Raw genomic sequence first — 25,256 nt, 5'->3', positions numbered from 1 at the left:
GGAATGACGGCGGGTATGTGAAACAACCCCATCCGGCACGGAGCCAGGTGGACGTTAATATTAACCTGAAGATTAAACATGACTGAATCTTTTGCTCAACTGTTTGAAGAATCCTTAAAAGAAATCGAAACCCGTCCGGGTTCCATCGTTCGCGGTGTTGTTGTTGCTATCGACAAAGACGTAGTACTGGTTGACGCCGGTCTGAAATCTGAGTCCGCCATTCCGGCAGAGCAGTTCAAAAACGCCCAGGGCGAGCTGGAAATCCAGGTTGGTGACGAAGTTGACGTTGCTCTGGACGCAGTAGAAGACGGCTTCGGTGAAACCCTGCTTTCTCGTGAGAAAGCTAAACGTCACGAAGCATGGATCACGCTGGAAAAAGCTTACGAAGAAGCTGAAACTGTGGTCGGTGTTATCAACGGCAAAGTTAAAGGTGGCTTCACTGTTGAGCTGAATGGTATTCGTGCGTTCCTGCCAGGTTCTCTGGTAGACGTTCGTCCAGTCCGTGACACCCTGCACCTGGAAGGCAAAGAGCTTGAGTTCAAAGTAATCAAGCTGGACCAGAAGCGTAACAACGTTGTTGTTTCCCGTCGTGCTGTTATCGAGTCCGAAAACAGCGCAGAACGCGATCAGCTGCTGGAAAACCTGCAGGAAGGCATGGAAGTCAAAGGTATCGTTAAGAACCTCACTGACTACGGCGCATTCGTTGACCTGGGCGGCGTTGATGGCCTGCTGCACATCACCGACATGGCGTGGAAACGCGTTAAGCACCCAAGCGAAATCGTGAACGTGGGCGACGAAATCACTGTTAAAGTGCTGAAGTTCGACCGCGAGCGTACTCGTGTATCCCTCGGCCTGAAACAGCTGGGCGAAGATCCATGGGTAGCTATCGCTAAGCGTTACCCAGAAGGTACTAAACTGACTGGTCGCGTTACAAACCTGACTGACTACGGCTGCTTCGTTGAAATCGAAGAAGGCGTTGAAGGTCTGGTGCACGTTTCCGAAATGGACTGGACCAACAAAAACATCCACCCATCCAAAGTTGTTAACGTTGGTGATGTAGTGGAAGTGATGGTTCTGGATATCGACGAAGAACGTCGTCGTATCTCCCTGGGCCTGAAACAGTGCAAAAACAACCCATGGCAGCAGTTCGCGGAAACCCACAACAAGGGTGACCGTGTTGAAGGTAAAATCAAGTCTATCACTGACTTCGGTATCTTCATCGGCCTGGACGGCGGCATCGATGGCCTGGTTCACCTGTCTGACATCTCCTGGAACGTTGCAGGCGAAGAAGCAGTTCGTGAATACAAAAAAGGCGACGAAATCGCTGCAGTTGTTCTGCAGGTTGACGCAGAGCGTGAGCGTATCTCCCTGGGCGTTAAACAGCTCGCAGAAGATCCGTTCAACAACTGGGTTGCACTGAACAAGAAAGGCGCAATCGTAAACGGTAAAGTGACTGCAGTTGACGCTAAAGGCGCAACCGTAGAACTGGCTGACGGCGTTGAAGGTTACCTGCGCGCTTCTGAAGCTTCCCGTGACCGCGTTGAAGATGCCACTCTGGTTCTGAACGTAGGCGACGACGTTGAAGCTAAGTTCACCGGCGTTGATCGTAAGAACCGTGCAATCAGCCTGTCTGTTCGTGCTAAAGACGAAGCTGATGAGAAAGATGCAATCGCAACTGTTAACAAACAGGAAGATGCAAACTTCTCTAACAACGCAATGGCTGAAGCTTTCAAAGCAGCTAAAGGCGAGTAATATCAAGTTCTCAGCATCATTTGAGCTGTAACGCATTTACAGCGCGAAGGATGAGGAGCAAACTTGACAGATTGCAGGATTCGTCCTGTAATCAATAACAAAGGGCGGCTACGGCCGCCCTTGTTTAATGAGCTATTCAGCTAATTGGTTTGAAAGGAACCGGAGGAATCATGACCAAGTCAGAATTGATTGAAAGACTTGCCAGTCAGCAACCGCATATCCCTGCCAAGGCAGTGGAAGATGCCGTAAAAGAGATGCTGGAGCATATGGCCTCCACTCTTGCCCAGGGCGAGCGCATTGAAATCCGCGGTTTCGGTAGTTTTTCTCTGCACTATCGTGCTCCACGTACCGGGCGTAACCCGAAAACTGGTGATAAAGTCGAGCTGGAAGGCAAGTACGTTCCGCACTTTAAGCCGGGTAAAGAACTGCGCGATCGCGCCAACATTTACGGCAACTGAGTTTAACTATCGGGTTAAACTGGGTTCGAAAGAAAGCACCTGCGGGTGCTTTTTTTGTCTTTGTCGCATCAATTCTGAAGACACCACGCATTTTCCATTCTGTATTCTGCAAACCGATAAAATCATTACAGCGCTTGCTGTAAAACGCATTTTTCTCAACTGACGGCTCATCCTGCCTGCCAGGATACTACCTCTCCTGAGACTGGGAGGTAGCAATGGGTATTCCCGCTATGAGCGTCTGCGCCATTCTGGCGATAACACCGTTACTCTGGTTACCTGAACTGCCATCACGCTATTTCGTGTGGATAATGATTGTTGGCGGAATAGGGCTTGCCGCGCAGCGGCGCGTACGACTGAAATATGTGGGGATCGGTTTATTATTTTGCGTATGGGGGATTCTTGCTGCTCAAGAGAGCATCTGGCCGATGCAACATTTAACGTCAGATGCGGTACGTGCTCAGGTAGAGATTACTGCCACTGATGGTGAAACAATGCATCAGGGAAAGATTCTCAGCGTAGATGGTCAACGAGGGTGGACATCTGCTGGCGTAACATTGTATGGCAATGCACTGCCGCAAACGGTTTGTGCCGGCCAGCGCTGGGCCATGACGCTCAAACTCAGGCCTGTACATGGAGAATTAAACGACGGGGGCTACGATCTTCAGCGAAGCGCGTTTGCCCAACATCAAACACTGAGTGGGCGCTTCACCCATGCGGAACTCGTCGATGGACGCTGTAGCCTGCGTGCTCAATACCTGATATCACTGCAAAACCGGCTTTCTTCTTATCACTGGGGGGCTGTTATTCTCGGGTTGGGGATGGGCGAACGTCTGAACGTACCCCAGGAAATAAAAGACCTGATGCGGGAAACTGGCACACTCCATCTGATGGCAATTTCAGGCCTGCATATCGCGATGGCGGCATCCATCGCCTGGTTACTCGCACGTGGGTTCCAGTTTTTATTACCCTGCCACTGGGTCCGCTGGCAGATGCCTCTGCTGGCTGGGGTGGTTTTTGCTGCCTTCTACGCCTGGCTTACTGGTCTGCAACCCCCGGCATTGCGAACAGTCACCGCCATTACTGTGCTGGCGGCGTTGCGGATCGCCGCCCGTCAATGGTCCCCATGGCAGGTCTGGTGTAGTTGTGTTGCGGCGATCCTGATAAGCGATCCATTAGCTGTGCTTTCACAGAGTCTGCTCTTGTCAGCCTTTGCCGTTGCTGCACTAATTTTCTGGTTTCAGTGGTTGCCTCTTCCTCACGGGCGCAGGGTTCGCTGGATGCGGCCACTACTGAATCTGCTTTATCTTCAGATAGGAATGCTGCTGTTGCTTATGCCTTTGCAGGTTCTGATTTTCCATGGCTTCAGCATCTCTTCCCTGGTTGCGAATCTCTTTGCCGTACCTCTGGTGACATTGGTCTCCGTCCCACTGATTCTGCTTGGTATGCTGCTCCATCTGCTGCCACTGACGGCCCTGGAAAGTGCTATCTGGTTTGCAGCCGATAAGTCTCTGGCGGTATTGTTCTGGCTGCTGATGCGCTTGCCTGATGGCTGGCAGGATGTGGATCAACGCTGGCAGTCCCTCACATTACTCCCCTGGCTTATCATTGTTGGCTGGCGATTCCATGCATGGCGCAGTGTCCCGGCCATTTGTCTGGCTGGAAGTGTCTTACTCACATTTCCACTCTGGCGAACGGCAAAAAGCGAGAGCTGGACGCTGCATATGCTGGATGTGGGGCAGGGGCTGGCAATGGTCATTGAACGGCAGGGAAAAGCGATTCTCTATGATACCGGGCTCGCCTGGCCAGGTGGCGATAGTGCGCAGCGGTTAATTATTCCGTGGCTTCGCTGGCATCACCTGCGACCAGAAGGCGTAATTCTCAGTCATGAGCATCTTGACCATGCGGGAGGGCTGGTATCGCTGCAAAAAGCATGGACTGAGCTGTGGATAAGAAGTCCATTACGCCTGGCAGGACATCACCCCTGTTTCCGCGGGCAGAAATGGGTATGGCAGAAGTTAACTTTCACCGTCCATTGGCCACCTGAAAATTATCCTGCTCAAGGGAACAACCACTCCTGTGTGGTAAAAATTGACGACGGCGAGCAGAGTGTTCTGCTGACGGGGGACATTGAAGCGCAAGCGGAACAGGCAATGCTTAGCCATTACTGGCGCAATGTGACGTCCACGCTCATACAGGTACCCCATCATGGCAGCAATACGTCTTCTTCATTGCCACTGGTTCAACGTGTAGAAGGGCAAATTGCACTGGATTCGGCGGCACGCTATAACGCATGGCGATTCCCGTCGGCTAAAGTGGTTCGACGTTACCGAAAAGAGGGGTATATCTGGCACGATACCCCCCATTCTGGACAAATATCAGTGACATTTTCGCAACATCGCTGGCAAATCCTGCGCTTGCGAGATCAATTTTTACCACGTTGGTATCATCAGTGGTTTGGCGCGCCCGTAGATAACGGGTAGAATATGCGGCTATTTCAACAAATGCTGGTTTTTTGAATGCATAACGACAAAGATCTCTCCACGTGGCAAACCTTCCGCCGACTCTGGCCGATGATTGCGCCCTTTAAACCAGGCTTGATCGTGGCGGGTGTAGCGTTAATCCTCAACGCAGCCAGCGATACTTTTATGCTATCGCTTCTTAAACCGTTACTGGACGACGGTTTTGGTAAAACGGATCGCTCAGTGTTGCTATGGATGCCTCTGGTGGTTATCGGACTGATGATCTTACGCGGCATCACCAGCTATATCTCCAGTTACTGCATTTCCTGGGTATCAGGAAAAGTGGTTATGACTATGCGTCGCCGCTTGTTCAGTCACATGATGGGCATGCCGGTCTCGTTCTTTGACAAGCAGTCTACAGGGACGTTGCTGTCCCGTATTACCTATGATTCAGAGCAGGTTGCGTCTTCGTCATCAAGTGCACTGATTACTGTTGTGCGTGAGGGAGCGTCGATTATCGGCCTGTTCGCGATGATGTTCTATTACAGCTGGCAGCTGTCGCTCATTCTCATTGTTCTGGCTCCGGTGGTTTCTGTGGCGATTCGTGTCGTCTCAAAACGTTTCCGCAATATCAGTAAGAATATGCAGAACACCATGGGGCAGGTGACGACCAGTGCAGAACAGATGCTGAAAGGACATAAAGAGGTGTTGATTTTCGGCGGGCAGGAAGTCGAAACCAAACGCTTCGATAAAGTCAGCAATAAAATGCGTCTGCAGGGGATGAAAATGGTGTCGGCCTCTTCAATCTCTGACCCTGTCATTCAGCTGATTGCCTCTCTGGCACTGGCATTCGTTCTGTATGCGGCCAGCTTCCCTAGCGTGATGGAGACGCTGACGGCAGGTACTATCACCGTGGTCTTTTCCTCGATGATTGCGCTGATGCGTCCGCTGAAATCGCTGACAAACGTAAATGCCCAGTTCCAGCGTGGGATGGCTGCTTGTCAGACTCTCTTCAGTATTCTGGATTCCGAGCAGGAGAAGGATGAAGGTAAACGTGTCATTGAGCGTGCGAACGGCGACGTTGAGTTCCGCAATGTGACCTTCACCTATCCTGGCCGCGAAGCTCCGGCCCTGCGCAATATAAACCTGACCATTCCGGCGGGGAAAACCGTTGCGCTGGTTGGTCGTTCCGGTTCTGGTAAATCGACCATTGCCAGCCTGATCACCCGTTTCTACGATATCAACGAAGGTGAGATTCTGTTGGATGGTCACGACCTGCGAGAGTACACCCTGCAGTCGCTGCGTAACCAGGTTGCGCTGGTCTCACAGAACGTGCATCTGTTCAACGATACTGTTGCAAACAACATTGCTTATGCACGCACTGATGAGTACAGCCGCGAGCAGATTGAAAACGCCGCGCGTATGGCGTACGCAATGGACTTTATCAACAAGATGGATAACGGTCTGGATACCATAATCGGTGAGAACGGGGTGCTACTCTCTGGTGGGCAGCGTCAACGTATTGCCATCGCGCGTGCGTTACTGCGTGACAGCCCGATTCTGATCCTTGATGAAGCGACCTCGGCACTGGATACAGAATCGGAACGCGCGATTCAGTCAGCTCTGGATGAACTGCAAAAGAACCGTACATCACTGGTGATTGCACACCGTCTGTCAACTATCGAGCAGGCTGATGAAATCGTCGTGGTTGAAGATGGCATCATTGTTGAACGTGGAAGCCATACTGATTTGCTGGAGCACCGTGGTGTGTACGCCCAGCTTCATAAGATGCAGTTTGGCGCATGATTGCACGCATCTGGTCCGGTGAATCACCGCTGTGGCTACTGCTTCTGCCGCTCTCCTGGCTGTATGGCCTGGTGAGCGGTGTCATTCGTCTTCTTTATCGTCTGGGGCTCAAACGCGCATGGCGTGCGCCGGTTCCGGTTGTGGTTGTCGGTAACCTCACCGCAGGTGGTAACGGTAAAACGCCAGTCGTTATCTGGCTGGTGGAACAGTTGCAAAAACGCGGTATACGCCCCGGCGTAGTGTCGCGCGGGTATGGTGGTAAGGCAACGCATTACCCACTGTTGCTTACGGATCAAACATCGACTGCTGAAGCGGGTGATGAACCAGTTTTAATTTACCAGCGGACCGGCGCTCCGGTTGCGGTGTCTCCGGTGCGCAGCGACGCCGTGCAGGCACTGCTTGCAGAACACGCAGTTAACATTATCATCACTGATGATGGCCTGCAGCATTATGCTCTGGCACGTGACAAAGAGATTGTGGTTATTGATGGCGTTCGTCGTTTTGGCAATGGCTGGTGGCTGCCGGCCGGGCCGATGCGTGAACGCGCTTCACGTCTGAAATCCGTAGATGCGGTCATTGTGAATGGTGGTGTGGCAAAAACGGGTGAAATCCCTATGCATCTCCATCCTGGTCTGGCGGTGAATTTGCTGACCGGGGAACGAAGGGAAGTCGCACAACTTCCCGCTCTGGTGGCGATGGCTGGTATTGGCCATCCTCCACGTTTCTTCACGACGCTGGAACTGTGTGGTGCACAGCTTGAAAAATGTGTGCCGCTGGCCGACCATCAGGCGCTGGTGGAAGAGCAGGTCGATGCCCTGACTATGCCGGGACAGACGCTGATCATGACCGAAAAAGATGCGGTGAAATGCCGTGCCTTTGCAAAAGAAAACTGGTGGTACCTGCCGGTTGACGCTGAACTCAGCGGCGAGCAGCCGGAACAATTACTCAAGGAACTGATCGCGTTGGTGAAGTGAAGGCTTACGCGGTTCTGGTGGCGCTTTGACTGACAGGAAAACGCATGTCTTTACCGCAACTCTCACTTTCAGCCGCACGTAATTTGCACCTTGCTGCGCAGGGGTTACTCAAAAAACCCCGTCGCCGCGCGCAATCTGCCGATATCCTCTCTACCATCCAGCGCATGTCGCTACTTCAAATCGACACCATTAACATCGTGGCCCGTAGCCCTTATCTGGTGCTGTTTAGCCGTCTGGGGAATTATCCCTCGCAATGGCTGGATGAGGCTCTCAGCAAAGGGGAGTTAATGGAGTACTGGGCGCACGAAGCCTGTTTCCTGCCTCGCAATGATTTTGCTCTGGTTCGTCACCGGATGCTTGCTCCGGAGAAAATGGGCTGGAAGTACCGGCAAGAGTGGATGCTGGAACATGCAACTGAGATTGAGCAACTCATCCGCCACATTCAGGAAAACGGACCTGTACGTTCTGCCGATTTTGAGCATCCGCGAAAAGGTACAAGTGGCTGGTGGGAGTGGAAGCCGCACAAACGCCATCTCGAAGGACTGTTCACGTCAGGCCAGGTCATGGTAATTGAACGGCGTAATTTTCAGCGTGTATATGATCTGACTCACCGTGTAATGCCTCACTGGGACGATGAGCGTGACTTATTGACTCAGGAAGCGGCTGAGGATGTCATGCTGGAGAATAGTGCCCGCAGTCTGGGTATTTTCCGCCCACAGTGGCTGGCAGATTATTACCGCCTGCGCCAGCCCGCGCTGAAACCATTGCTGGAAATATGGCAGCGCGAACAGCGAGTCGTTCCCGTCACAGTGGAAACACTGGGAGAAATGTGGCTGCATTCGGAGCTACTTCCGCTTCTGCCTCAGGCTCAGGAAGGAAAACTTCAGGCAACACATAGCGCGGTGCTGTCTCCTTTCGATCCGGTGGTTTGGGACAGAAAAAGAGCCGAGCAACTGTTCGGTTTTACTTACCGACTGGAGTGCTACACTCCAGCCCCGAAGCGCCAGTATGGTTACTTTGTTCTGCCTCTGCTGCACAAGGGGCAGCTTGTCGGGCGCATGGACGCCAAAATGCACCGTAAAACCGATACGCTTGAGGTCATCGCGCTCTATCTGGAAGAGGGTATCAGAGTGTCAGCGAGTCTGGAAAGAGGGTTAGCGTCCGCTATAAGCGACTTTGCTCGCTGGCAGGGGGCCAGTAACGTAACTTTGGGGCGGGTACCTGACGGACTGTTTACAACCTGCCGAAGTGGCTGGGAAACAGGCACTCTCTGAAAAGGGAATGTGGTAAGCTTTAATGATTACCCATACGGAGGAACTATGGATCACCGTTTACTTGAAATTATTGCCTGCCCGGTGTGCAACGGCAAACTCTACTATAGCCAGGACAAACAAGAGCTGATTTGCAAGCTGGACAGTCTGGCTTTCCCGCTGCGTGACGGCATTCCGGTATTGCTGGAAAACGAAGCCCGCTCCCTGGTGGCAGAAGAGAGCAAGCCATGAGTTTTGTTGTCATTATTCCTGCGCGTTATGCGTCAACGCGACTGCCGGGTAAACCACTGGTGGATATCAACGGCAAGCCGATGATTGTGCATGTCCTTGAGCGTGCACGTGAATCGGGTGCTGATCGCGTTATCGTTGCTACCGATCATCCGGACGTCGCCCGCGCGGTGGAGGCAGTCGGCGGAGAGGTGTGCATGACCCGTGCCGATCACCAGTCCGGCACTGAACGTCTGGCGGAAGTGGTTGAGAAATGCGGTTTTAGTGACGATACGGTCATCGTTAACGTCCAGGGCGACGAGCCGATGATCCCGGCGGTTATTATCCGTCAGGTGGCGGAAAACCTGGCACAACGTCAGGTCGGTATGGCCACACTCGCAGTACCCATTCACCACGCTGAAGAAGCATTCAACCCGAATGCGGTGAAGGTGGTGATGGATGCCGAAGGTTATGCGCTCTATTTCTCCCGCGCCACGATCCCGTGGGATCGCGATCGCTTTGCGCTCTCTAAAGAGACTATCGGTGATTCATTCTTGCGCCATCTGGGGATTTACGGCTATCGCGCCGGCTTTATTCGTCGATATGTCACCTGGGCACCCAGCCCGTTGGAACATATTGAAATGCTGGAGCAGCTTCGTGTGCTCTGGTACGGTGAAAAAATCCACGTTGCTGTTGCCATGGAAGTGCCTGGAACGGGCGTTGATACACCAGAAGATCTTGAGCGCGTCCGCGCCGAATTGCGTTAATATCGCCTTCATCCCTCCTTTCGGGGGGATGTTCTCTCCCTGCTATTTTTTCCCTTTCTTTTCCATAATTGATCTCTTCCGGGTGACATCTTCATTCTGCGCGCTCATTATAAAAGCAGTAGTCTTGATGGGGGTAATCTCATATGGAACAGCTGCGTGCCGAACTTAGCCATCTGCTGGGCGAGAAGTTAAGCCGGGTTGAGTGCGTGAGTGAAAAGGCCGATACCGCGCTCTGGTCGTTATATGACAGTCAGGGTAACCCAATGCCACTGATGGCCAGAAGTTTTACCTCACCGGGTGTTGCCAGGCAGCTTGCGTGGAAAATGTCGATGCTGGCACGGGAGGGGACCGTCCGTATGCCAACGGTGTACGGCGTGATGACCCATGAGGAACACCCCGGCCCGGACGTACTGCTGATAGAGCGTTTGCGTGGCGTACCTGTTGAAGCACCGGCGCGTACGCCGGAACGCTGGGAACAGCTGAAGGACCAGATAGTCGAAGCGCTGCTGGCCTGGCACCGTCAGGATAGCCGTGGACTTGTCGGTCCGGTTGACAGTACCCAGGAAAACCTGTGGCCACTGTGGTATCGCCAGCGGGTTGAAGTGCTGTGGGGGACGCTTAACCAGTTCAATAACACCGGTTTAACTATGCAGGACAAACGTATTCTGTTTCGCACCCGCGAGTGTTTACCGGCGCTGTTTGAAGGCTTTAATGATAACTGCGTGCTGATCCACGGTAATTTTACCCTGCGTAGTATGCTGAAAGATTCCCGCAGCGATCAGCTTCTGGCGATGGTCGGGCCGGGGATCATGCTCTGGGCTCCGCGCGAATATGAGTTATTCAGGCTCAGCGACAGCGGGGCGGCGGAAGGTTTACTGTGGCACTACCTTCAACGCGCGCCCGTTGCAGAAGCGTTTCTCTGGCGACGCTGGCTTTATCTGCTCTGGGACGAAGTCGCGCAACTGGTCAATACCGGGCGTTTCAATCGCGCAAACTTCGATCTGGCGACAAAATCACTCTTGCCCTGGCTCGCCTGAGGAACCTTTCAGCCACTGCCAGAGGCGACCGAGCGTCTCATAGCCGACGCGATCGCTGTGCATCAGCCACGCCGGGGACGGGATCGCCCGTTCCCATGGGTTGAGCGGGGCATCAATGGCCATCTGGTTTGCTGGTGCAGGAAGCGGGTGCAGACCTTGTTTTTCAAAGAAAATCATCGCTCGTGGCAGGTGTGAGGCGGAGGTCACCAGTAAGAACGGGACATCGCCAATCGCCTGCTTCACTGCTGCCGCCTCTTCTTCGGTATCTTTTGGGCTGTCCAGAGTGATGATAGCGGATCGTGGCACGCCGAGTGATTCCGCGACTCTGGCACCTGCTTCAGCCGTACTCACCGGGTTCGTTTTGGCCGCCGCGCCGGTGAAGATCATTTTTGATCCCGGGTTCGCAAGCCACAGGCGAATACCTTCGTTTAACCGTGGCAAGCTATTGTTGATCAGGTTAGAACTTGGGGCCCAGTCTGGATCCCAGGTATATCCGCCGCCCAGTACCACGATGTACGCCACTTTCTGATTTCCCTGCCATGTCGGGTACTTATTTTCGATAGGGCGTAACAGGCCATCCGCGACCGGCTGCAGGCTCAACAGCAGCAAGACAAACCAGCCTAGCGTGATAAGCGTTTTGCCGCTTCTCTGAAAGCGACTGAACCACACCAGTGCCAGCCCCAGCGCGATGACGATGAGCAACAGAGGAAGGGGAAGCATCATCCCTCCAATGTATTTCTTAAGGGTAAAAAGCATCCTTTTTGGTTCCTTTTTTGACCATATAGCAGATGATTACCCGTGATATTACACCAGAGAGGTTCATTCTCCGCGCGGGTGTGACAAAATAGCGGTTTTGCAGTTAGCGAGTGGAACTCTCCCAATGCGGGATCGCAATTTTGATGACATCGCGGAAAAGTTTTCGCGCAACATTTATGGCACCACGAAAGGGCAGCTACGTCAGACGATCCTCTGGCAGGATCTGGACAACATTCTTGCCACCTTTGGCGGTCAAACGTTGCGTGTGCTGGACGCCGGAGGCGGTGAAGGGCAGACGGCGATAAAAATGGCCGAGCGCGGTCATCACGTCACGCTTTGCGATCTTTCTGCTGAAATGGTCGCCCGTGCGACGCGTGCAGCAGAAGAGAAAGGTGTGAGCGACAACATGCATTTTATACAATGCGCCGCTCAGGATATCTCACAGCATTTGGAAACCCAGGTTGATCTGATATTGTTTCATGCGGTGCTGGAGTGGGTTGCCGATCCGCAAAGCGTGTTACAAACACTGTGGTCGATGTTACGCCCGGGCGGCACACTGTCGCTGATGTTCTACAATGCTAACGGCTTCCTGATGCATAACATGGTTGCAGGTAACTTCGACTATGTTCAGGTCGGGATGCCAAAAAAGAAAAAGCGCACGCTTTCCCCGGACTATCCGCGTGATCCACAGCAGGTGTACGGCTGGCTGGAAGAGATTGGCTGGCAGATCGTTGGGAAGACGGGCGTCAGGGTGTTTCATGATTATCTGCGTGAAAAACACAAACAGCGTGACTGTTTTGACACCTTAACAGAATTAGAAACGCGGTATTGCCGTCAGGAGCCTTTTATCAGCCTTGGCCGCTATATTCACGTCACCGCGCACAAGCCGCAGATGCAAGGATAACCTATGAGTGAATTTTCCCAGACAGTCCCCGAACTGGTTGCCTGGGCCAGGAAAAACGATTTCTCCATCTCGCTGCCGGTAGACAGACTCTCTTTCCTGCTGGCGGTTGCCACGCTGAACGGCGAACGGCTGGATGGTGAAATGAGCGAGGGTGAACTGGTGGACGCGTTCCGCCATGTAAGTGATGCGTTTGAGCAAACCAGCGAAACCATTAGCGTGCGTGCCAACAACGCAATCAACGATATGGTGCGTCAACGTCTGCTGAACCGCTTTACCAGCGAGCAGGCGGAAGGAAACGCCATCTATCGCCTGACGCCACTGGGCATCGGCATCACCGATTACTACATTCGCCAGCGTGAATTTTCCACGCTGCGTCTTTCCATGCAGCTCTCGATCGTGGCGGGTGAACTTAAGCGTGCCGCCGACGCGGCGGATGAAAACGGTGACGAATTCCACTGGCACCGCAATGTTTACGCGCCGCTGAAATACTCGGTAGCGGAGATTTTCGACAGTATCGATCTGACTCAGCGTCTGATGGACGAACAGCAGCAGCAGGTGAAGGACGATATCGCGCAACTGCTGAACAAAGACTGGCGCGCGGCCATCTCCAGCTGCGAACTGCTGCTGTCGGAAACCTCCGGCACGCTGCGTGAGCTGCAGGATACGCTGGAAGCCGCAGGGGATAAGCTCCAGGCCAACCTGCTACGCATTCAGGATGCGACCATGGCACATGACGATCTGCATTTTGTCGACCGTCTGGTCTTTGATTTGCAGAGTAAACTCGATCGCATTATTAGCTGGGGACAGCAGTCGATCGACCTGTGGATCGGCTACGACCGCCATGTGCATAAATTTATCCGTACCGCGATTGATATGGATAAAAACCGCGTCTTTGCCCAGCGTCTGCGTCAGTCTGTGCAGACCTATTTCGATGCGCCGTGGGCGCTGACCTACGCCAATGCCGATCGTCTGCTGGATATGCGCGACGAAGAGATGGCGCTGCGTGATGAAGAGGTTACCGGTGAACTGCCACCGGATCTGGAATACGAAGAATTCAACGAAATTCGTGAGCAACTTGCGGCCATGATCGAAGAACAGCTCGCTGTCTACAAAACCAGACAAGTGCCGCTGGATCTTGGTCTCGTGGTGCGCGACTATCTGGCGCAATATCCTCGTGCACGCCACTTCGATGTTGCCCGCATTGTGGTAGACCAGGCGGTGCGCCTGGGTGTCGCACAAGCAGATTTCACCGGACTGCCGCCGAAGTGGCAGCCAATTAACGATTACGGAGCCAAGGTACAGGCGCATGTCATTGACAAATATTGAACAAGTGATGCCAGTTAAGCTGGCACAGGCGCTGGCGAATCCGTTATTTCCGGCGCTGGACAGCCAGCTGCGTGCCGGTCGTCACATTGGCTTAGACGAGCTGGATAATCACGCCTTTTTGATGGATTTCCAGGAGTACCTGGAAGAGTTTTATGCACGCTATAACGTGGAGCTTATCCGCGCACCGGAAGGGTTTTTCTACCTGCGCCCACGCTCCACGACGCTGATTCCGCGCTCCGTGCTCTCCGAGCTGGATATGATGGTCGGCAAAATTCTTTGCTATCTCTATCTCAGCCCGGAACGTCTGGCGAATGAAGGGATCTTCACCCAGCAGGAACTTTACGACGAGCTGTTGACGCTGGCAGATGAGAGCAAGCTGCTTAAGCTGGTGAACAACCGCTCCACGGGGTCGGATCTCGATCGTCAGAAATTACAGGAAAAGGTTCGTTCATCCCTGAACCGTCTGCGTCGTCTGGGTATGGTCTGGTTTATGGGCCACGACAGCAGCAAATTCCGCATTACGGAATCTGTCTTCCGCTTCGGCGCCGATGTGCGTACGGGCGATGACGCGCGTGAGGCGCAGCTTCGCATGATCCGCGATGGTGAAGCGATGCCGGTGGAAAACCATTTGCAGCTCAATGATGAGCATGAAGAGAATCTGCCGGATAGCGGGGAGGAAGAGTAATGATTGAACGCGGTAAATTTCGCTCACTAACGCTGATTAACTGGAACGGCTTCTTCGCCCGAACGTTCGATCTGGATGAGCTGGTCACGACGCTCTCCGGCGGTAACGGTGCGGGTAAATCCACCACTATGGCGGCGTTTGTTACGGCGCTGATTCCCGACCTTACGCTGCTGCACTTCCGTAACACCACAGAGGCGGGGGCAACAAGCGGCTCCCGTGATAAAGGTCTGCACGGTAAGCTGAAGGCTGGCGTTTGCTATTCGGTGCTGGACGTCATTAACTCCCGTCATCAGCGTGTGGTAGTGGGCGTACGCCTGCAGCAGGTCGCGGGTCGCGACCGTAAAGTGGATATCAAACCATTTGCGATCCAGGGGCTGCCAACATCTGTGCAGCCGACGGCGCTGCTAACGGAAACCCTGAACGAGCGCCAGGCGCGCGTGCTGACGCTGCAGGAGCTGAAAGACAAGCTCGAAGCCATCGAAGGCGTGCAGTTCAAGCAGTTCAATTCTATTACCGACTACCACTCGCTGATGTTCGATCTGGGCGTGGTGGCGCGTCGTCTGCGCACGGCATCAGACCGTAGCAAATACTATCGTCTGATCGAAGCGTCGTTGTACGGTGGTATCTCCAGCGCCATTACCCGCTCGCTGCGAGACTACCTGCTGCCGGAAAACAGCGGCGTGCGTAAGGCCTTCCAGGATATGGAAGCCGCACTGCGTGAAAACCGCATGACGCTGGAAGCGATTCGCGTTACCCAGTCTGACCGTGACCTGTTTAAACACCTGATCAGCGAGGCCACTAACTACGTGGCGGCGGACTATATGCGTCACGCCAACGAGCGCCGCGTGCATCTCGATCAGGCATTAGAGTACCGTCGCGAGCTGTTTACCTCCCGTAAACAGCTGGTGGCCGAGCAGTATAAGCACGTCGAAATGGCGCGCGAGTTGGGCGAGCACACCGGTGCTGAGGGCGATCTGGAAGCGGATTACCAGGCTGCCAGCGATCACCTGAATCTGGTGCAGACCGCACTGCGCCAGCAGGAGAAAATCGAACGCTACGAAGCGGACCTCGATGAGCTGCAAATTCGTCTCGAAGAACAGAATGAAGTGGTGGCTGAAGCCGCCGACATGCAGGAAGAGAACGAAGCCCGCGCTGAAGCCGCCGAACTGGAAGTCGATGAGCTGAAAAGCCAGCTTGCTGATTATCAGCAGGCGCTGGATGTGCAGCAGACGCGTGCAATTCAATACACACAGGCATTACAGGCGTTACAGCGTGCAAAAGAGCTGTGCCACCTGCCTGATCTGACACCAGAAAGCGCAGATGAGTGGCTGGATACCTTCCAGGCTAAAGAGCAGGAAGCAACCGAGAAGCTGCTCTCTCTCGAACAGAAAATGAGCGTCGCGCAAACGGCACACAGCCAGTTTGAACAAGCTTATCAGTTGGTGGTGGCGATTAACGGTCCATTGGCGCGCAATGAAGCATGGGACATTGCCCGAGAATTGCTGCGCGACGGCGTGAACCAGCGACATCTGGCTGAGCAGATGCAGCCACTGCGTATGCGTCTGAACGAGCTGGAACAGCGCTTGCGCGAGCAACAGGAAGCGGAGCGTCTGCTGGCGGAGTTCTGCAAGCGTCAGGGTAAAAATTACGATATCGACGATCTCGAGGCTCTGCATCAGGAGCTGGAAGCGCGTATCGCCGCACTCTCCGACACCGTCTCTAGCGCCAGCGAACAGCGTATGACCCTGCGTCAGGAGATGGAGCAGCTTCAGTCTCGTTCTCAAACTCTGTTGCAGCGTGCACCCGTCTGGCTGGCGGCGCAGAGCAGCCTGAACCAGCTCAGCGAGCAGTGCGGCGAAGAGTTTACATCCAGCCAGGAAGTGACCGAATACCTGCAGCAACTGCTGGAGCGCGAGCGCGAGGCCATAGTTGAGCGTGATGAAGTGGGCGCGCGTAAGCGTGACGTTGATGAAGAGATTGAACGCTTAAGCCAGCCGGGTGGTGCGGAAGATCCGCGTCTGAATACCCTGGCTGAACGTTTCGGCGGTGTGCTGTTGTCCGAGATTTACGACGATGTCGGACTGGACGATGCCCCGTACTTCTCAGCACTCTATGGCCCATCGCGTAACGCGATTGTGGTGCCGGATTTGTCACTGGTTTCCGAGCAGCTTGCAGGTCTGGAAGATTGCCCGGAAGATCTCTACCTGATCGAAGGGGATCCGCAGTCGTTCGATGACAGCGTCTTCAGTGTCGACGAGCTGGAAAAAGCGGTGGTGGTGAAAATCGCTGATCGTCAGTGGCGTTATTCCCGCTTCCCTGAGCTGCCTCTGTTTGGCCGCGCTGCTCGTGAAAGCCGCATTGAAAGTTTGCACGCCGAGCGAGAAACGTTGTCTGAACGTTTTGCGACGTTGTCGTTTGACGTCCAGAAAACCCAGCGTCTGCACCAGGCATTTAGCCGCTTTATCGGCAGCCACCTGGGCGTGGCGTTTGATGCTGACCCGGAAGCGGAAATCCGAAAGCTCAATACCCGTCGCGGTGAACTGGAACGAGCTATTGCCAGTCATGAAAATGACAACCAGCAGAGCCGTGTTCAGTTCGAACAAGCGAAAGAGGGCGTTGCTGCTCTTAACCGCATTCTGCCACGCCTGAATCTGCTGGCGGATGAAACCCTGGCCGATCGTGTGGATGAGATCCAGGAACGTCTGGATGAAGCCCAGGAAGCCGCGCGTTTCATTCAGCAGCATGGTAATCAACTGGCGAAGCTGGAGTCGGTTGTCTCTGTTCTGCAGAGTGACCCGGAACAGTTTGAGCAGTTAAAAGAAGACTATGCCTGGTCGCAACAGGTGCAGCGCGAAGCGCGTCAGCAGGCATTTGCCCTGACGGAAGTCGTGCAGCGTCGTGCGCATTTCGGCTATTCCGATTCGGCTGAGATGCTGAGCGGCAACAGCGACCTGAATGAAAAGCTGCGTCAGCGCCTTGAGCAGGCTGAAGCGGAACGTACGCGTGCCCGCGAAGCGATGCGTAGCCACTCGGCACAGCTGAACCAGTACAATCAGGTGCTGGCCTCGCTGAAAAGCTCCTTCGACACCAAGAAAGAGCTGTTAAACGACCTGCAGAAAGAGCTTCAGGACATCGGTGTTCGTGCCGACAGCGGCGCAGAAGAACGGGCGCGTATTCGCCGTGACGAACTGCATTCTCAGCTCAGTAATAACCGCGCACGCCGCAATCAGCTGGAAAAAGCGCTGACCTTCTGCGAAGCAGAAATGGATAACCTGACGCGTCGCCTGCGTAAACTGGAGCGCGACTACCATGAAATGCGCGAGCAGGTCGTGACCGCGAAGGCGGGCTGGTGCGCAGTAATGCGGATGGTGAAAGACAATAACGTTGAACGTCGTCTGCACCGTCGTGAACTGGCGTACCTCTCTGCCGATGAACTGCGCTCCATGTCGGATAAGGCGTTGGGTGCGTTGCGCCTGGCGGTGGCGGATAACGAACACCTGCGCGATGTACTGCGTATGTCGGAAGATCCGAAGCGTCCAGAGCGTAAAATTCAGTTCTTCGTGGCGGTTTATCAGCACCTGCGTGAACGTATTCGTCAGGATATCATTCGTACCGATGATCCGGTTGAAGCTATCGAACAGATGGAAATTGAACTGGGTCGTCTGACGGAAGAGTTGACCTCTCGTGAGCAGAAGCTGGCGATCAGCTCTCGCAGCGTGGCGAATATCATCCGCAAAACCATTCAGCGCGAGCAGAACCGTATTCGTCAGTTGAACCAGGGTCTGCAGAGCGTGTCGTTTGGCCAGGTGAACAGTGTGCGTCTTAACGTCAATGTGCGTGAAGCCCACGCGACGCTGCTGGAAGTGCTCTCAGAGCAGCACGAACAGCATCAGGATCTGTTCAACAGCAACCGTCTGACCTTCTCTGAAGCCCTGGCGAAGTTGTATCAGCGCCTGAACCCGCAGATTGATATGGGGCAACGCACACCGCAAACCATCGGTGAAGAGTTGCTGGATTATCGTAACTACCTGGAAATGGAAGTTGAGGTTAACCGTGGTTCCGACGGTTGGCTGCGTGCGGAATCCGGGGCGCTCTCTACGGGGGAAGCGATCGGTACCGGGATGTCAATTCTGGTGATGGTGGTACAGAGCTGGGAAGATGAAGCACGCCGCCTGCGCGGCAAAGACATCTCCCCATGTCGACTGTTGTTCCTGGATGAAGCGGCGCGTCTTGATGCCCGCTCTATTGCTACGCTGTTTGAGCTTTGCGAGCGTCTTGATATGCAGCTCATCATTGCGGCACCGGAAAACATCAGTCCTGAAAAAGGGACCACTTATAAGCTGGTGCGTAAGGTGTTCCAGAACAGCGAACACGTTCACGTTGTTGGGCTGCGTGGTTTTGCCCCTCAGCCGCCAGAGTCATTACCGGAAACCACGGCGGACGCTTCCTGAAGCGTCTCCTGATCAGGAGCGGCGCATTGGCGCCGCTTTTTTTTTAAACTTAACTTGTGCTTAGGGCTGCGTTATCTTTAAACTTCTTTACATAAGGTAAGGCAACTGATTTGCCGTCTACCTATAATAGAAGAAAGCCCCACCGTGATGGGCATGTCGTGAAAACAGGGGGCAAGGGATGTTGCTAAAGAAAAAATGTGGTCGTCAGCTGTCTGCGCTCAGCTTATGCCTGGCAGTGATGTTTGCTCCGCTGTTAACCGCTCAGGCCGATGAGCCTGAAATTGTGCCGACTGACAGCTCCGCAACGACAGGCGCACAGCCAACGTCGTTGTCTCAACCGCTGGAACAGTCACCTGCAACGGCAATTATGGCCGGTATTAAACCGTTGCCCGAAGGCATTGACGTCGACTCTCTCCGTCAGCAGCTACACGCCGGGCTGCCTTCAGGGTACACACCTGTCTATATCAATCAGCTCACTCTGCTCTATGCTGCCCGCGATATGAAACCGATGTGGGACAACCGTGACGCAGTACGCGCCTTTCAGCAACAGCTTGCGGAAGTGGCGATTGCCGGGTTCCAGCCGCAGTTTACAGCGTGGGTTCAGCTGTTAACCGATCCTGCAGTCACCGGGCAAGCGCGGGACGTGGTGCTTTCTGATGCCATGATGGGCTACCTGCAGTTTGTGGCTGGTATTCCGGTTAATGGCAACCGCTGGTTGTATAGTGATAAGCCTTATAAGCTGGCGACGCCGGCACTGTCGGTGATTAATCAGTGGCAGTTGGCCCTCGATAATGGCGATCTACCCCGCTTTATAGCCAGTCTTGCGCCAGCGCATCCGCAATATGCCACCCTGCACCAGTCGCTTCTTGAACTGGTGGGGGATTCGCGTCCATGGCCGCAAATGCGCGGCAGTGCGACGCTGCGTCCGGGGCAGTGGAGCAGCGATGTGCCTGCCCTGCGTGAGATCTTAAAGCGTGCCGGTATTCTGGACGGCGGGCCAAAGATTGCCCTGCCTGGTGATGATCCGCAAAACGTCGTGGTCAGTCCGTCAGCCTCTGTGAAAGAAAAGAAAGCGGTGGTTGTGAGCGACAAACCGGCGCCTTACGATCGCGAACTGGTTGCGGCAGTTAAACAATTCCAGGCCGCTCAGGGGCTGGGGGCCGATGGTGTCATTGGTCAGTCGACGCGTGACTGGTTGAACGTATCACCTGCGCAGCGGGCAGGGGTGCTGGCGCTCAATATTCAGCGTTTGCGCTTACTGCCGGGAACGCTCTCTACCGGGATCATGGTTAACATTCCTGCGTATTCGCTGGTCTATTATCAGAACGGTAGTGAAGTACTGGCGTCACGCGTGATTGTCGGACGTCCCGATCGTAAAACACCGATGATGAGCAGTGCGCTGAATAACGTGGTGGTTAACCCGCCGTGGAATGTGCCGCCGACACTGGCACGCAAAGATATTCTGCCTAAAGTCTGGAACGATCCGGGTTACCTGGAACGTCATGGCTATACGGTTATGCGGGGATGGAACAGCAAAGAGGCCATCGATCCGTATATGGTCGACTGGTCGACGATTACGGCGTCTAATTTGCCGTTCCGCTTCCAGCAAGCTCCAGGGGCGCATAACTCGCTGGGACGCTACAAATTCAATATGCCGAGTTCAGAAGCTATCTATCTGCACGATACGCCGAACCACAACCTGTTCCAGAAAGATACTCGAGCCCTGAGTTCTGGCTGTGTGCGCGTGAACAAAGCCTCCGAGCTTGCCAATATGCTGTTGCAGGATGCGGGCTGGAACGATACGCGTATTTCTGACGCCCTGAAACAGGGGGATACACGGTACGTTAACATTCGACACAATATTCCGGTCAATCTTTACTATCTGACCGCGTTTGTTGGCGAAGACGGGCGTACTCAGTATCGTACAGATATTTACAATTATGATCTCACCGCGCGATCCGGCGCACAAATTTTGCCAAAAGCCGAACAATTAATCAGGTAAATGAAGCAGTTCGGGAAAAATGATTGTCGTAAGTTATGGTGAATAAGGGGCAATATCGCTGTAAGCCGCGTATTCACTGGGGTTGGGCGCCTTGACGTACCCGGTTTTGCCAGTTAAGGTGCCCTTCGTGCGCTAAGCATATTACGATAAACATTGACCTGTAGACCTGATTATCATGGACAAATTTGACGCTAATCGCCGCAAACTGCTGGCGTTAGGTGGTGTTGCGCTCGGCGCAGCGGCCATCTTGCCGACGCCAGCATTTGCCACCCTCTCGACACCTCGTCCGCGAGTTTTAACGCTCAACAATCTCCATACCGGTGAGTCGCTAAAAGCGGAATTCTTCGATGGCAGAGGCTATATTCAGGATGAATTAGCAAGACTTAACCACTTTTTCCGTGATTACCGCGCGAATAAAATAAAAGCCATCGACCCAGGACTGTTTGATCAGCTTTTCCGCCTTCAGGGCCTGCTGGGTACCAGCAAGCCGGTGCAGCTTATTTCTGGTTATCGCTCAATTGATACTAACAATGAACTGCGCGCCCATAGTCGCGGGGTAGCGAAAAAAAGCTATCACACGAAGGGACAGGCAATGGATTTCCACATTGAAGGCGTTTCGTTAGCCAATATTCGCAAAGCTGCGTTATCTATGCGTGCAGGTGGTGTAGGATATTACCCCAGCAGCAACTTTGTACATATTGATACCGGTCCAGTTCGGCACTGGTAATAACGAAACACAGGAGCAGTATGAACTATCGTATTATTCCGGTTACGGCGTTTTCCCAGAATTGTTCATTAATCTGGTGTGAACAAACCAAACTGGCCGCGCTTGTCGATCCCGGCGGTGACGCTGAGAAGATCAAACAGGAAGTTGCAGATAGCGGTGTGACGCTGATGCAGATATTACTGACGCATGGTCACCTTGACCATGTCGGCGCAGCGGCGGAACTGGCACAGCACTATGGTGTGCCGGTGATCGGTCCGGAAAAAGAAGATGAGTTCTGGCTGCAGGGTTTGCCAGCCCAAAGTCGCATGTTTGGCCTTGATGAGTGTCAACCTCTGACGCCCGATCGTTGGCTGAATGAAGGAGAGCGTGTGAACGTAGGGAATGTGACTTTACAGGTGTTGCATTGTCCTGGGCATACGCCAGGTCATATCGTCTTCTTTGATGACCAGTCCCGTCTGCTGATTTCCGGCGATGTGATTTTCAAAGGTGGCGTAGGACGCAGCGACTTTCCACGTGGTGACCACGGGCAACTGATTCAGTCGATTAAACAGAAGTTATTGCCGCTGGGCGATGATGTGACGTTTATCCCTGGACACGGTCCGATGTCAACGCTGGGATATGAACGGCTCCATAACCCGTTCCTTCAGGATGAAATGCCCGTCTGGTAACCAGAATAAAAAAAAGCCTGCAAACGCAGGCTTTTTTATGGGTGCAAATTACAGTACGGCGACAATCGCTTCGCACAGTGGTGCCATGTTGTCAGGCGTCATGCCTGCCACGTTCACGCGGCCAGACGCCACTGCGTACACACCGAACTCTTCACGCAGACGCAGAACCTGCTCTTTGGTCAGGCCACTGAAAGAGAACATACCGTTCTGTTTGATGATGAAACTGAAGTCGCGGTCAGCGCCTTTCTCAGCCAGGGTGTTCACAAACAGCAGGCGCATGCGCTGAATACGCTGACGCATGTCATTCAGCTCTTGTTCCCAGATGGCGCGCAGCGCATCGTTGCTCAGGATAGTGGCAACAACAGACGCACCGTGTGCTGGTGGGTTAGAGTAGTTAGCACGGATAACCGATTTCATCTGGCTGAACGCACGATCGACGGTCTCGTCGTTTGCCGCGACCAGCGTACAGGCACCTACACGCTCATTGTACAGACCGAAGTTCTTGGAATAAGAGCTTGCGACAATCAGCTCCTGGTGTACGGCAGCGAACGCGCGCAGGCCTTCTGCATCTTCTTCCAGACCACGGGCGAAGCCCTGGTAGGCAAAGTCAAACAGCGGCAGCCAGCCTTTTTCTACGGACAACTTCGCCAGATGTTCCCACTGCTCAAGCGTCGGATCGATACCGGTTGGGTTATGGCAGCAACCGTGGAACAGCACCACGTCACCCGCCTGTGCTTCGCTCAGGCTGGCCAGCAGTCCGTCAAAGTCGAGAGAGTGGTTTGCTGCGTCGTAGTAAGCGTATTCACGCACTTCCAGACCCGCAGAGTTAAAGACGCTCTTGTGGTTCGGCCAGCTTGGATTGCTTACCCAGACACGCTTAACAGAGGTGTTTTTCGCAAGGAAATCTGCCGCCACGCGCAGCGCACCGGTACCGCCAGGGGTCTGTGCTGTACGGGCCCGTTTGTCACTCACAATTGCGCTGCCTTTACCGAACAGCAGCTCCTGGGTGCAGCGACCAAATTCAGGGATACCATCAATACCGAGGTAGTTTTTGGTGGTTTCGTTTTCCAGCAGATACTGCTCAGCTTTCTTAACGCTGGTCAGTACCGGAGTTTTGCCGGTTTCATCTTTATATACACCAATACCCAGGTTGATTTTGCCAGGGCGGTCGTCGGCACGAAACAGATCGGCCAGGCCCAGAATAGGGTCGGCAGGAGCGGCGGTAATGTTCTCAAACATGACGAAGTTCCATTGTGATTACAGAAGTGAAATCCGCTATCAGGTTAACGGTAGATTTACAAAATGCCAACCGTTTGCGACGAAAAGCGTGCGGCTTTTCAAAAGTCGCCATTATTTTCTGTCAGGCATAAAAAAACAGGGCCGAAGCCCTGTTCATTAAGCATATAACAAAGTGGTGTACTGATTAGAACTGGTAAACGATACCAACTGCTGCCTGATCGTCTGTTGCCAGCTTGGCAGATTCAGAGTAAGCGTTGTCATCCAGCAGGTTGAATTTGTACGCAGCGTACACGTTCATGTTCTTGTTGAAGTAGTACCAGGTACCGAGTTCGATGTATTTCACCAGGTCAGCATCGCCACCGTTGAAGGTTCCGCGTGCTTTCAGGTCTTTACCTTTAGACTGGACGTAGCCCAGGGATGGACGCAGACCGAAGTCGAACTGGTACTGAACAACAGCTTCGATGTTCTGGGTTTTGTTCGCGAAGTTGTTATCAGCTTCACGAGTCATGTTAGTGGTTTCAGCATACTGAACTGCTGCATAGATGTTGTTCGCATCGTATTTCGCTGCAGTAGACCATGCTTCCGCACGATCGCCACCGGCGCTTGCCCAATCAGCGGAGTTGCCAGCAGCAACCTGCTCATTGGTACGGTCAGCAGTTTCATAACCGGCTGCCAGTGCGAAGCCTTCGCCCAGTTCGTACTGAACAGAGGAGCTGAAGCCATCACCGTTACCTTTAGCGCCGTTACCACCACGACCAACGTTGATCAGCTGACCATCGGCGGTGTAGGTTGCAGCGACAGCATTGCTACGCTCGTTTTTACCCTGATACTGAAGGGCGAAGCTCAGACCATCAACCAGACCGAAGAAGTTCTTGTTACGGTAGGTCAGAAGGCCAGAAGCACGACCGTTCATGAAGTTATCAGTCGCAACCCATGAGTCACCGCCCCATTCAACCAGCATATCGGTATATGCTGCCGCGTCATAGATAGCGCCGTAGTTACGACCGTAGTCCAGAGAGCCCGCGTCGCCAAAGTTCAGACCAGCAAATGCCAGACGGGTTTTAGTACCCTGAGAACCTTCTGCGTTGGACGCGTCCATGTTGTATTCCCACTGACCGTAACCAGTGATCTGGTCGTTGATCTGGGTTTCACCTTTGAAGCCGATACGGGCATAGGTGGTATCTTCGTTGCTGGTGTCACCGTTGGTGGTCCAGATGTGTTCACCCACAGCTTTACCGTAGAAGTCCAGCTTGTTAGCGTTTTTGTTGTAGATTTCTGCAGCGTTAGCTGCACCAGCTACCAGCAGAGCAGGGATAACCACTGCCAGAATATTGCGCTTCATCATTATTTATTACCCTCATTGGTTTTTTTATGACACTCGCCACTGCCGTCAATAAATTCTGTCAATAAATATTTCCGGAACTATTGATGAGAGTTTGGTGTCTTTATGTATCTGACAGGCATCTTTCCATTCACCGAAGCGTTTCGCTAGCCTGAAAGTGCTACAATTCTCAAGATTAAGCAACCAAAAGAAAATATGTGTAACTAAATATGTATTTTTCGGAACTTTGTGAACCACCTCAAACTTCAGAACTCCCTGGCGAATTAAGCGTCAGCATCTATTCTATATATATGAATTCCTTATAATTAATTTGGATAAAGGCAATTCATATAAACAGATGTTAAACGACTCATTTTTTCTTATGATGCAATAAAGACATCTGGATGGCCAAAAAAGTGGTTGAAATTTGTGCTATTGCTTGAGGA

At 53.4% G+C, this 25,256-nt stretch carries 19 protein-coding genes; 16 read left to right on the top strand and 3 right to left on the bottom strand.

The window, feature by feature from the left end:
• The first annotated feature begins 78 nt into the window (after nt 1-78).
• The 9 genes from rpsA to WB237_RS09305 all read left to right on the top strand — a co-directional run bounded on the left by rpsA (nt 79) and on the right by WB237_RS09305 (nt 10,731).
• Nucleotides 79-1,752 carry a 30S ribosomal protein S1 gene (gene rpsA / locus WB237_RS09345; protein WP_008499966.1) on the top strand — a complete coding sequence of 558 codons (1,674 nt, stop codon included), beginning with the start codon at nt 79-81 and terminating at the stop codon, nt 1,750-1,752.
• A 170-nt stretch (nt 1,753-1,922) separates the two neighbouring features.
• On the top strand, nt 1,923-2,210 hold the full coding sequence (gene ihfB / locus WB237_RS09340) for an integration host factor subunit beta (protein WP_008499965.1): 288 nt from the start codon (nt 1,923-1,925) through the stop codon (nt 2,208-2,210).
• A gap of 215 nt (nt 2,211-2,425) precedes the next feature.
• Nucleotides 2,426-4,690 carry a ComEC family protein gene (locus WB237_RS09335; protein WP_336212498.1) on the top strand — a complete coding sequence of 755 codons (2,265 nt, stop codon included), beginning with the start codon at nt 2,426-2,428 and terminating at the stop codon, nt 4,688-4,690.
• 36 nt (nt 4,691-4,726) lie between these two features.
• Nucleotides 4,727-6,475: a lipid A ABC transporter ATP-binding protein/permease MsbA gene (gene msbA, locus WB237_RS09330; protein ID WP_236920385.1), complete on the top strand. Its 1,749-nt coding sequence runs from the start codon at nt 4,727-4,729 to the stop codon at nt 6,473-6,475.
• Complete coding sequence (gene lpxK, locus WB237_RS09325) at nt 6,472-7,449, top strand: tetraacyldisaccharide 4'-kinase (protein ID WP_336212496.1); 978 nt, start codon at nt 6,472-6,474, stop codon at nt 7,447-7,449. Before msbA ends, lpxK begins: the two co-directional genes overlap by 4 nt.
• Nucleotides 7,450-7,493: 44 nt before the next feature.
• Nucleotides 7,494-8,723, top strand: coding sequence for a winged helix-turn-helix domain-containing protein (locus WB237_RS09320; RefSeq protein WP_336212494.1), 1,230 nt, complete (start codon nt 7,494-7,496; stop codon nt 8,721-8,723).
• Nucleotides 8,724-8,768: 45 nt separating this feature from the next.
• The gene (ycaR, locus tag WB237_RS09315; protein ID WP_006174474.1) at nt 8,769-8,951 is read left to right on the top strand and encodes a protein YcaR; all 183 of its coding nucleotides are present in this window, start codon (nt 8,769-8,771) and stop codon (nt 8,949-8,951) included.
• Nucleotides 8,948-9,694 carry a 3-deoxy-manno-octulosonate cytidylyltransferase gene (kdsB, locus tag WB237_RS09310; protein WP_049005476.1) on the top strand — a complete coding sequence of 249 codons (747 nt, stop codon included), beginning with the start codon at nt 8,948-8,950 and terminating at the stop codon, nt 9,692-9,694. Before ycaR ends, kdsB begins: the two co-directional genes overlap by 4 nt.
• Nucleotides 9,695-9,837: 143 nt before the next feature.
• Nucleotides 9,838-10,731: a YcbJ family phosphotransferase gene (locus WB237_RS09305; RefSeq protein WP_049005477.1), complete on the top strand. Its 894-nt coding sequence runs from the start codon at nt 9,838-9,840 to the stop codon at nt 10,729-10,731.
• On the opposite strand, the gene elyC is transcribed toward WB237_RS09305, so the two are convergent.
• Nucleotides 10,708-11,487 (bottom strand): envelope biogenesis factor ElyC, encoded by a 780-nt coding sequence (gene elyC / locus WB237_RS09300; protein ID WP_336212490.1) that lies wholly within the window; start codon nt 11,485-11,487, stop codon nt 10,708-10,710. The two genes, WB237_RS09305 and elyC, sit on opposite strands and share 24 nt — an antisense overlap.
• Nucleotides 11,488-11,611: 124 nt before the next feature.
• Between elyC and cmoM the strand changes: the two genes are divergently transcribed.
• The 7 genes from cmoM (at nt 11,612) to WB237_RS09265 (ending at nt 22,250) form a co-directional block, all read left to right on the top strand.
• A complete protein-coding gene (gene cmoM / locus WB237_RS09295) occupies nt 11,612-12,391 on the top strand; it encodes a tRNA uridine 5-oxyacetic acid(34) methyltransferase CmoM (RefSeq protein WP_028019238.1) in 780 nt (259 codons plus the stop codon).
• A 3-nt stretch (nt 12,392-12,394) separates the two neighbouring features.
• A complete protein-coding gene (gene mukF, locus WB237_RS09290) occupies nt 12,395-13,717 on the top strand; it encodes a chromosome partition protein MukF (protein WP_028019237.1) in 1,323 nt (440 codons plus the stop codon).
• On the top strand, nt 13,698-14,402 hold the full coding sequence (gene mukE, locus WB237_RS09285) for a chromosome partition protein MukE (protein ID WP_028019236.1): 705 nt from the start codon (nt 13,698-13,700) through the stop codon (nt 14,400-14,402). The genes mukF and mukE overlap by 20 nt, the downstream gene beginning before the upstream one ends.
• Nucleotides 14,402-18,853 (top strand): chromosome partition protein MukB, encoded by a 4,452-nt coding sequence (mukB, locus tag WB237_RS09280; RefSeq protein ID WP_336212488.1) that lies wholly within the window; start codon nt 14,402-14,404, stop codon nt 18,851-18,853. The genes mukE and mukB overlap by 1 nt, the downstream gene beginning before the upstream one ends.
• A 178-nt stretch (nt 18,854-19,031) precedes the next feature.
• A complete protein-coding gene (gene ldtD / locus WB237_RS09275; RefSeq protein ID WP_336212486.1) occupies nt 19,032-20,855 on the top strand; it encodes a L,D-transpeptidase in 1,824 nt (607 codons plus the stop codon).
• Nucleotides 20,856-21,030: 175 nt separating this feature from the next.
• Nucleotides 21,031-21,582 carry a YcbK family protein gene (locus tag WB237_RS09270; RefSeq protein ID WP_168112384.1) on the top strand — a complete coding sequence of 184 codons (552 nt, stop codon included), beginning with the start codon at nt 21,031-21,033 and terminating at the stop codon, nt 21,580-21,582.
• Nucleotides 21,583-21,602: 20 nt separating this feature from the next.
• Entirely contained in the window at nt 21,603-22,250 is a 648-nt protein-coding gene (locus tag WB237_RS09265) for an MBL fold metallo-hydrolase (RefSeq protein ID WP_025755996.1), read from the top strand.
• A gap of 48 nt (nt 22,251-22,298) precedes the next feature.
• Here the strand turns inward: WB237_RS09265 and aspC are convergent, their stop codons facing one another.
• Nucleotides 22,299-23,489 carry an aspartate transaminase gene (gene aspC / locus WB237_RS09260; RefSeq protein ID WP_008499949.1) on the bottom strand — a complete coding sequence of 397 codons (1,191 nt, stop codon included), beginning with the start codon at nt 23,487-23,489 and terminating at the stop codon, nt 22,299-22,301.
• A 184-nt stretch (nt 23,490-23,673) separates the two neighbouring features.
• Nucleotides 23,674-24,831: a porin gene (locus WB237_RS09255; RefSeq protein WP_442892506.1), complete on the bottom strand. Its 1,158-nt coding sequence runs from the start codon at nt 24,829-24,831 to the stop codon at nt 23,674-23,676.
• Nucleotides 24,832-25,256: the final 425 nt, after the last annotated feature.

Origin of the sequence: Enterobacter sp. P82 (genome assembly GCF_037053385.1) — a bacterium.
Lineage (GTDB): Bacteria > Pseudomonadota > Gammaproteobacteria > Enterobacterales > Enterobacteriaceae > Enterobacter.
The sequence above is the reverse complement of the archived record's forward strand: the minus strand, read 5'-3'. Positions and strand labels throughout refer to the sequence as shown.

What these genes read in the sequence shown, in the direction of transcription:
- rpsA (WP_008499966.1), top strand. Translation starts at nt 79, where the DNA reads ATGACTGAATCTTTTGCTCAACTGTTTGAAGAATCCTTAAAAGAAATC.
- ihfB (WP_008499965.1), top strand. Translation starts at nt 1,923, where the DNA reads ATGACCAAGTCAGAATTGATTGAAAGACTTGCCAGTCAGCAACCGCAT.
- WB237_RS09335 (WP_336212498.1), top strand. Translation starts at nt 2,426, where the DNA reads ATGGGTATTCCCGCTATGAGCGTCTGCGCCATTCTGGCGATAACACCG.
- msbA (WP_236920385.1), top strand. Translation starts at nt 4,727, where the DNA reads ATGCATAACGACAAAGATCTCTCCACGTGGCAAACCTTCCGCCGACTC.
- lpxK (WP_336212496.1), top strand. Translation starts at nt 6,472, where the DNA reads ATGATTGCACGCATCTGGTCCGGTGAATCACCGCTGTGGCTACTGCTT.
- WB237_RS09320 (WP_336212494.1), top strand. Translation starts at nt 7,494, where the DNA reads ATGTCTTTACCGCAACTCTCACTTTCAGCCGCACGTAATTTGCACCTT.
- ycaR (WP_006174474.1), top strand. Translation starts at nt 8,769, where the DNA reads ATGGATCACCGTTTACTTGAAATTATTGCCTGCCCGGTGTGCAACGGC.
- kdsB (WP_049005476.1), top strand. Translation starts at nt 8,948, where the DNA reads ATGAGTTTTGTTGTCATTATTCCTGCGCGTTATGCGTCAACGCGACTG.
- WB237_RS09305 (WP_049005477.1), top strand. Translation starts at nt 9,838, where the DNA reads ATGGAACAGCTGCGTGCCGAACTTAGCCATCTGCTGGGCGAGAAGTTA.
- elyC (WP_336212490.1), bottom strand. Translation starts at nt 11,487, where the DNA reads ATGCTTTTTACCCTTAAGAAATACATTGGAGGGATGATGCTTCCCCTT.
- cmoM (WP_028019238.1), top strand. Translation starts at nt 11,612, where the DNA reads ATGCGGGATCGCAATTTTGATGACATCGCGGAAAAGTTTTCGCGCAAC.
- mukF (WP_028019237.1), top strand. Translation starts at nt 12,395, where the DNA reads ATGAGTGAATTTTCCCAGACAGTCCCCGAACTGGTTGCCTGGGCCAGG.
- mukE (WP_028019236.1), top strand. Translation starts at nt 13,698, where the DNA reads ATGTCATTGACAAATATTGAACAAGTGATGCCAGTTAAGCTGGCACAG.
- mukB (WP_336212488.1), top strand. Translation starts at nt 14,402, where the DNA reads ATGATTGAACGCGGTAAATTTCGCTCACTAACGCTGATTAACTGGAAC.
- ldtD (WP_336212486.1), top strand. Translation starts at nt 19,032, where the DNA reads ATGTTGCTAAAGAAAAAATGTGGTCGTCAGCTGTCTGCGCTCAGCTTA.
- WB237_RS09270 (WP_168112384.1), top strand. Translation starts at nt 21,031, where the DNA reads ATGGACAAATTTGACGCTAATCGCCGCAAACTGCTGGCGTTAGGTGGT.
- WB237_RS09265 (WP_025755996.1), top strand. Translation starts at nt 21,603, where the DNA reads ATGAACTATCGTATTATTCCGGTTACGGCGTTTTCCCAGAATTGTTCA.
- aspC (WP_008499949.1), bottom strand. Translation starts at nt 23,489, where the DNA reads ATGTTTGAGAACATTACCGCCGCTCCTGCCGACCCTATTCTGGGCCTG.
- WB237_RS09255 (WP_442892506.1), bottom strand. Translation starts at nt 24,831, where the DNA reads ATGAAGCGCAATATTCTGGCAGTGGTTATCCCTGCTCTGCTGGTAGCT.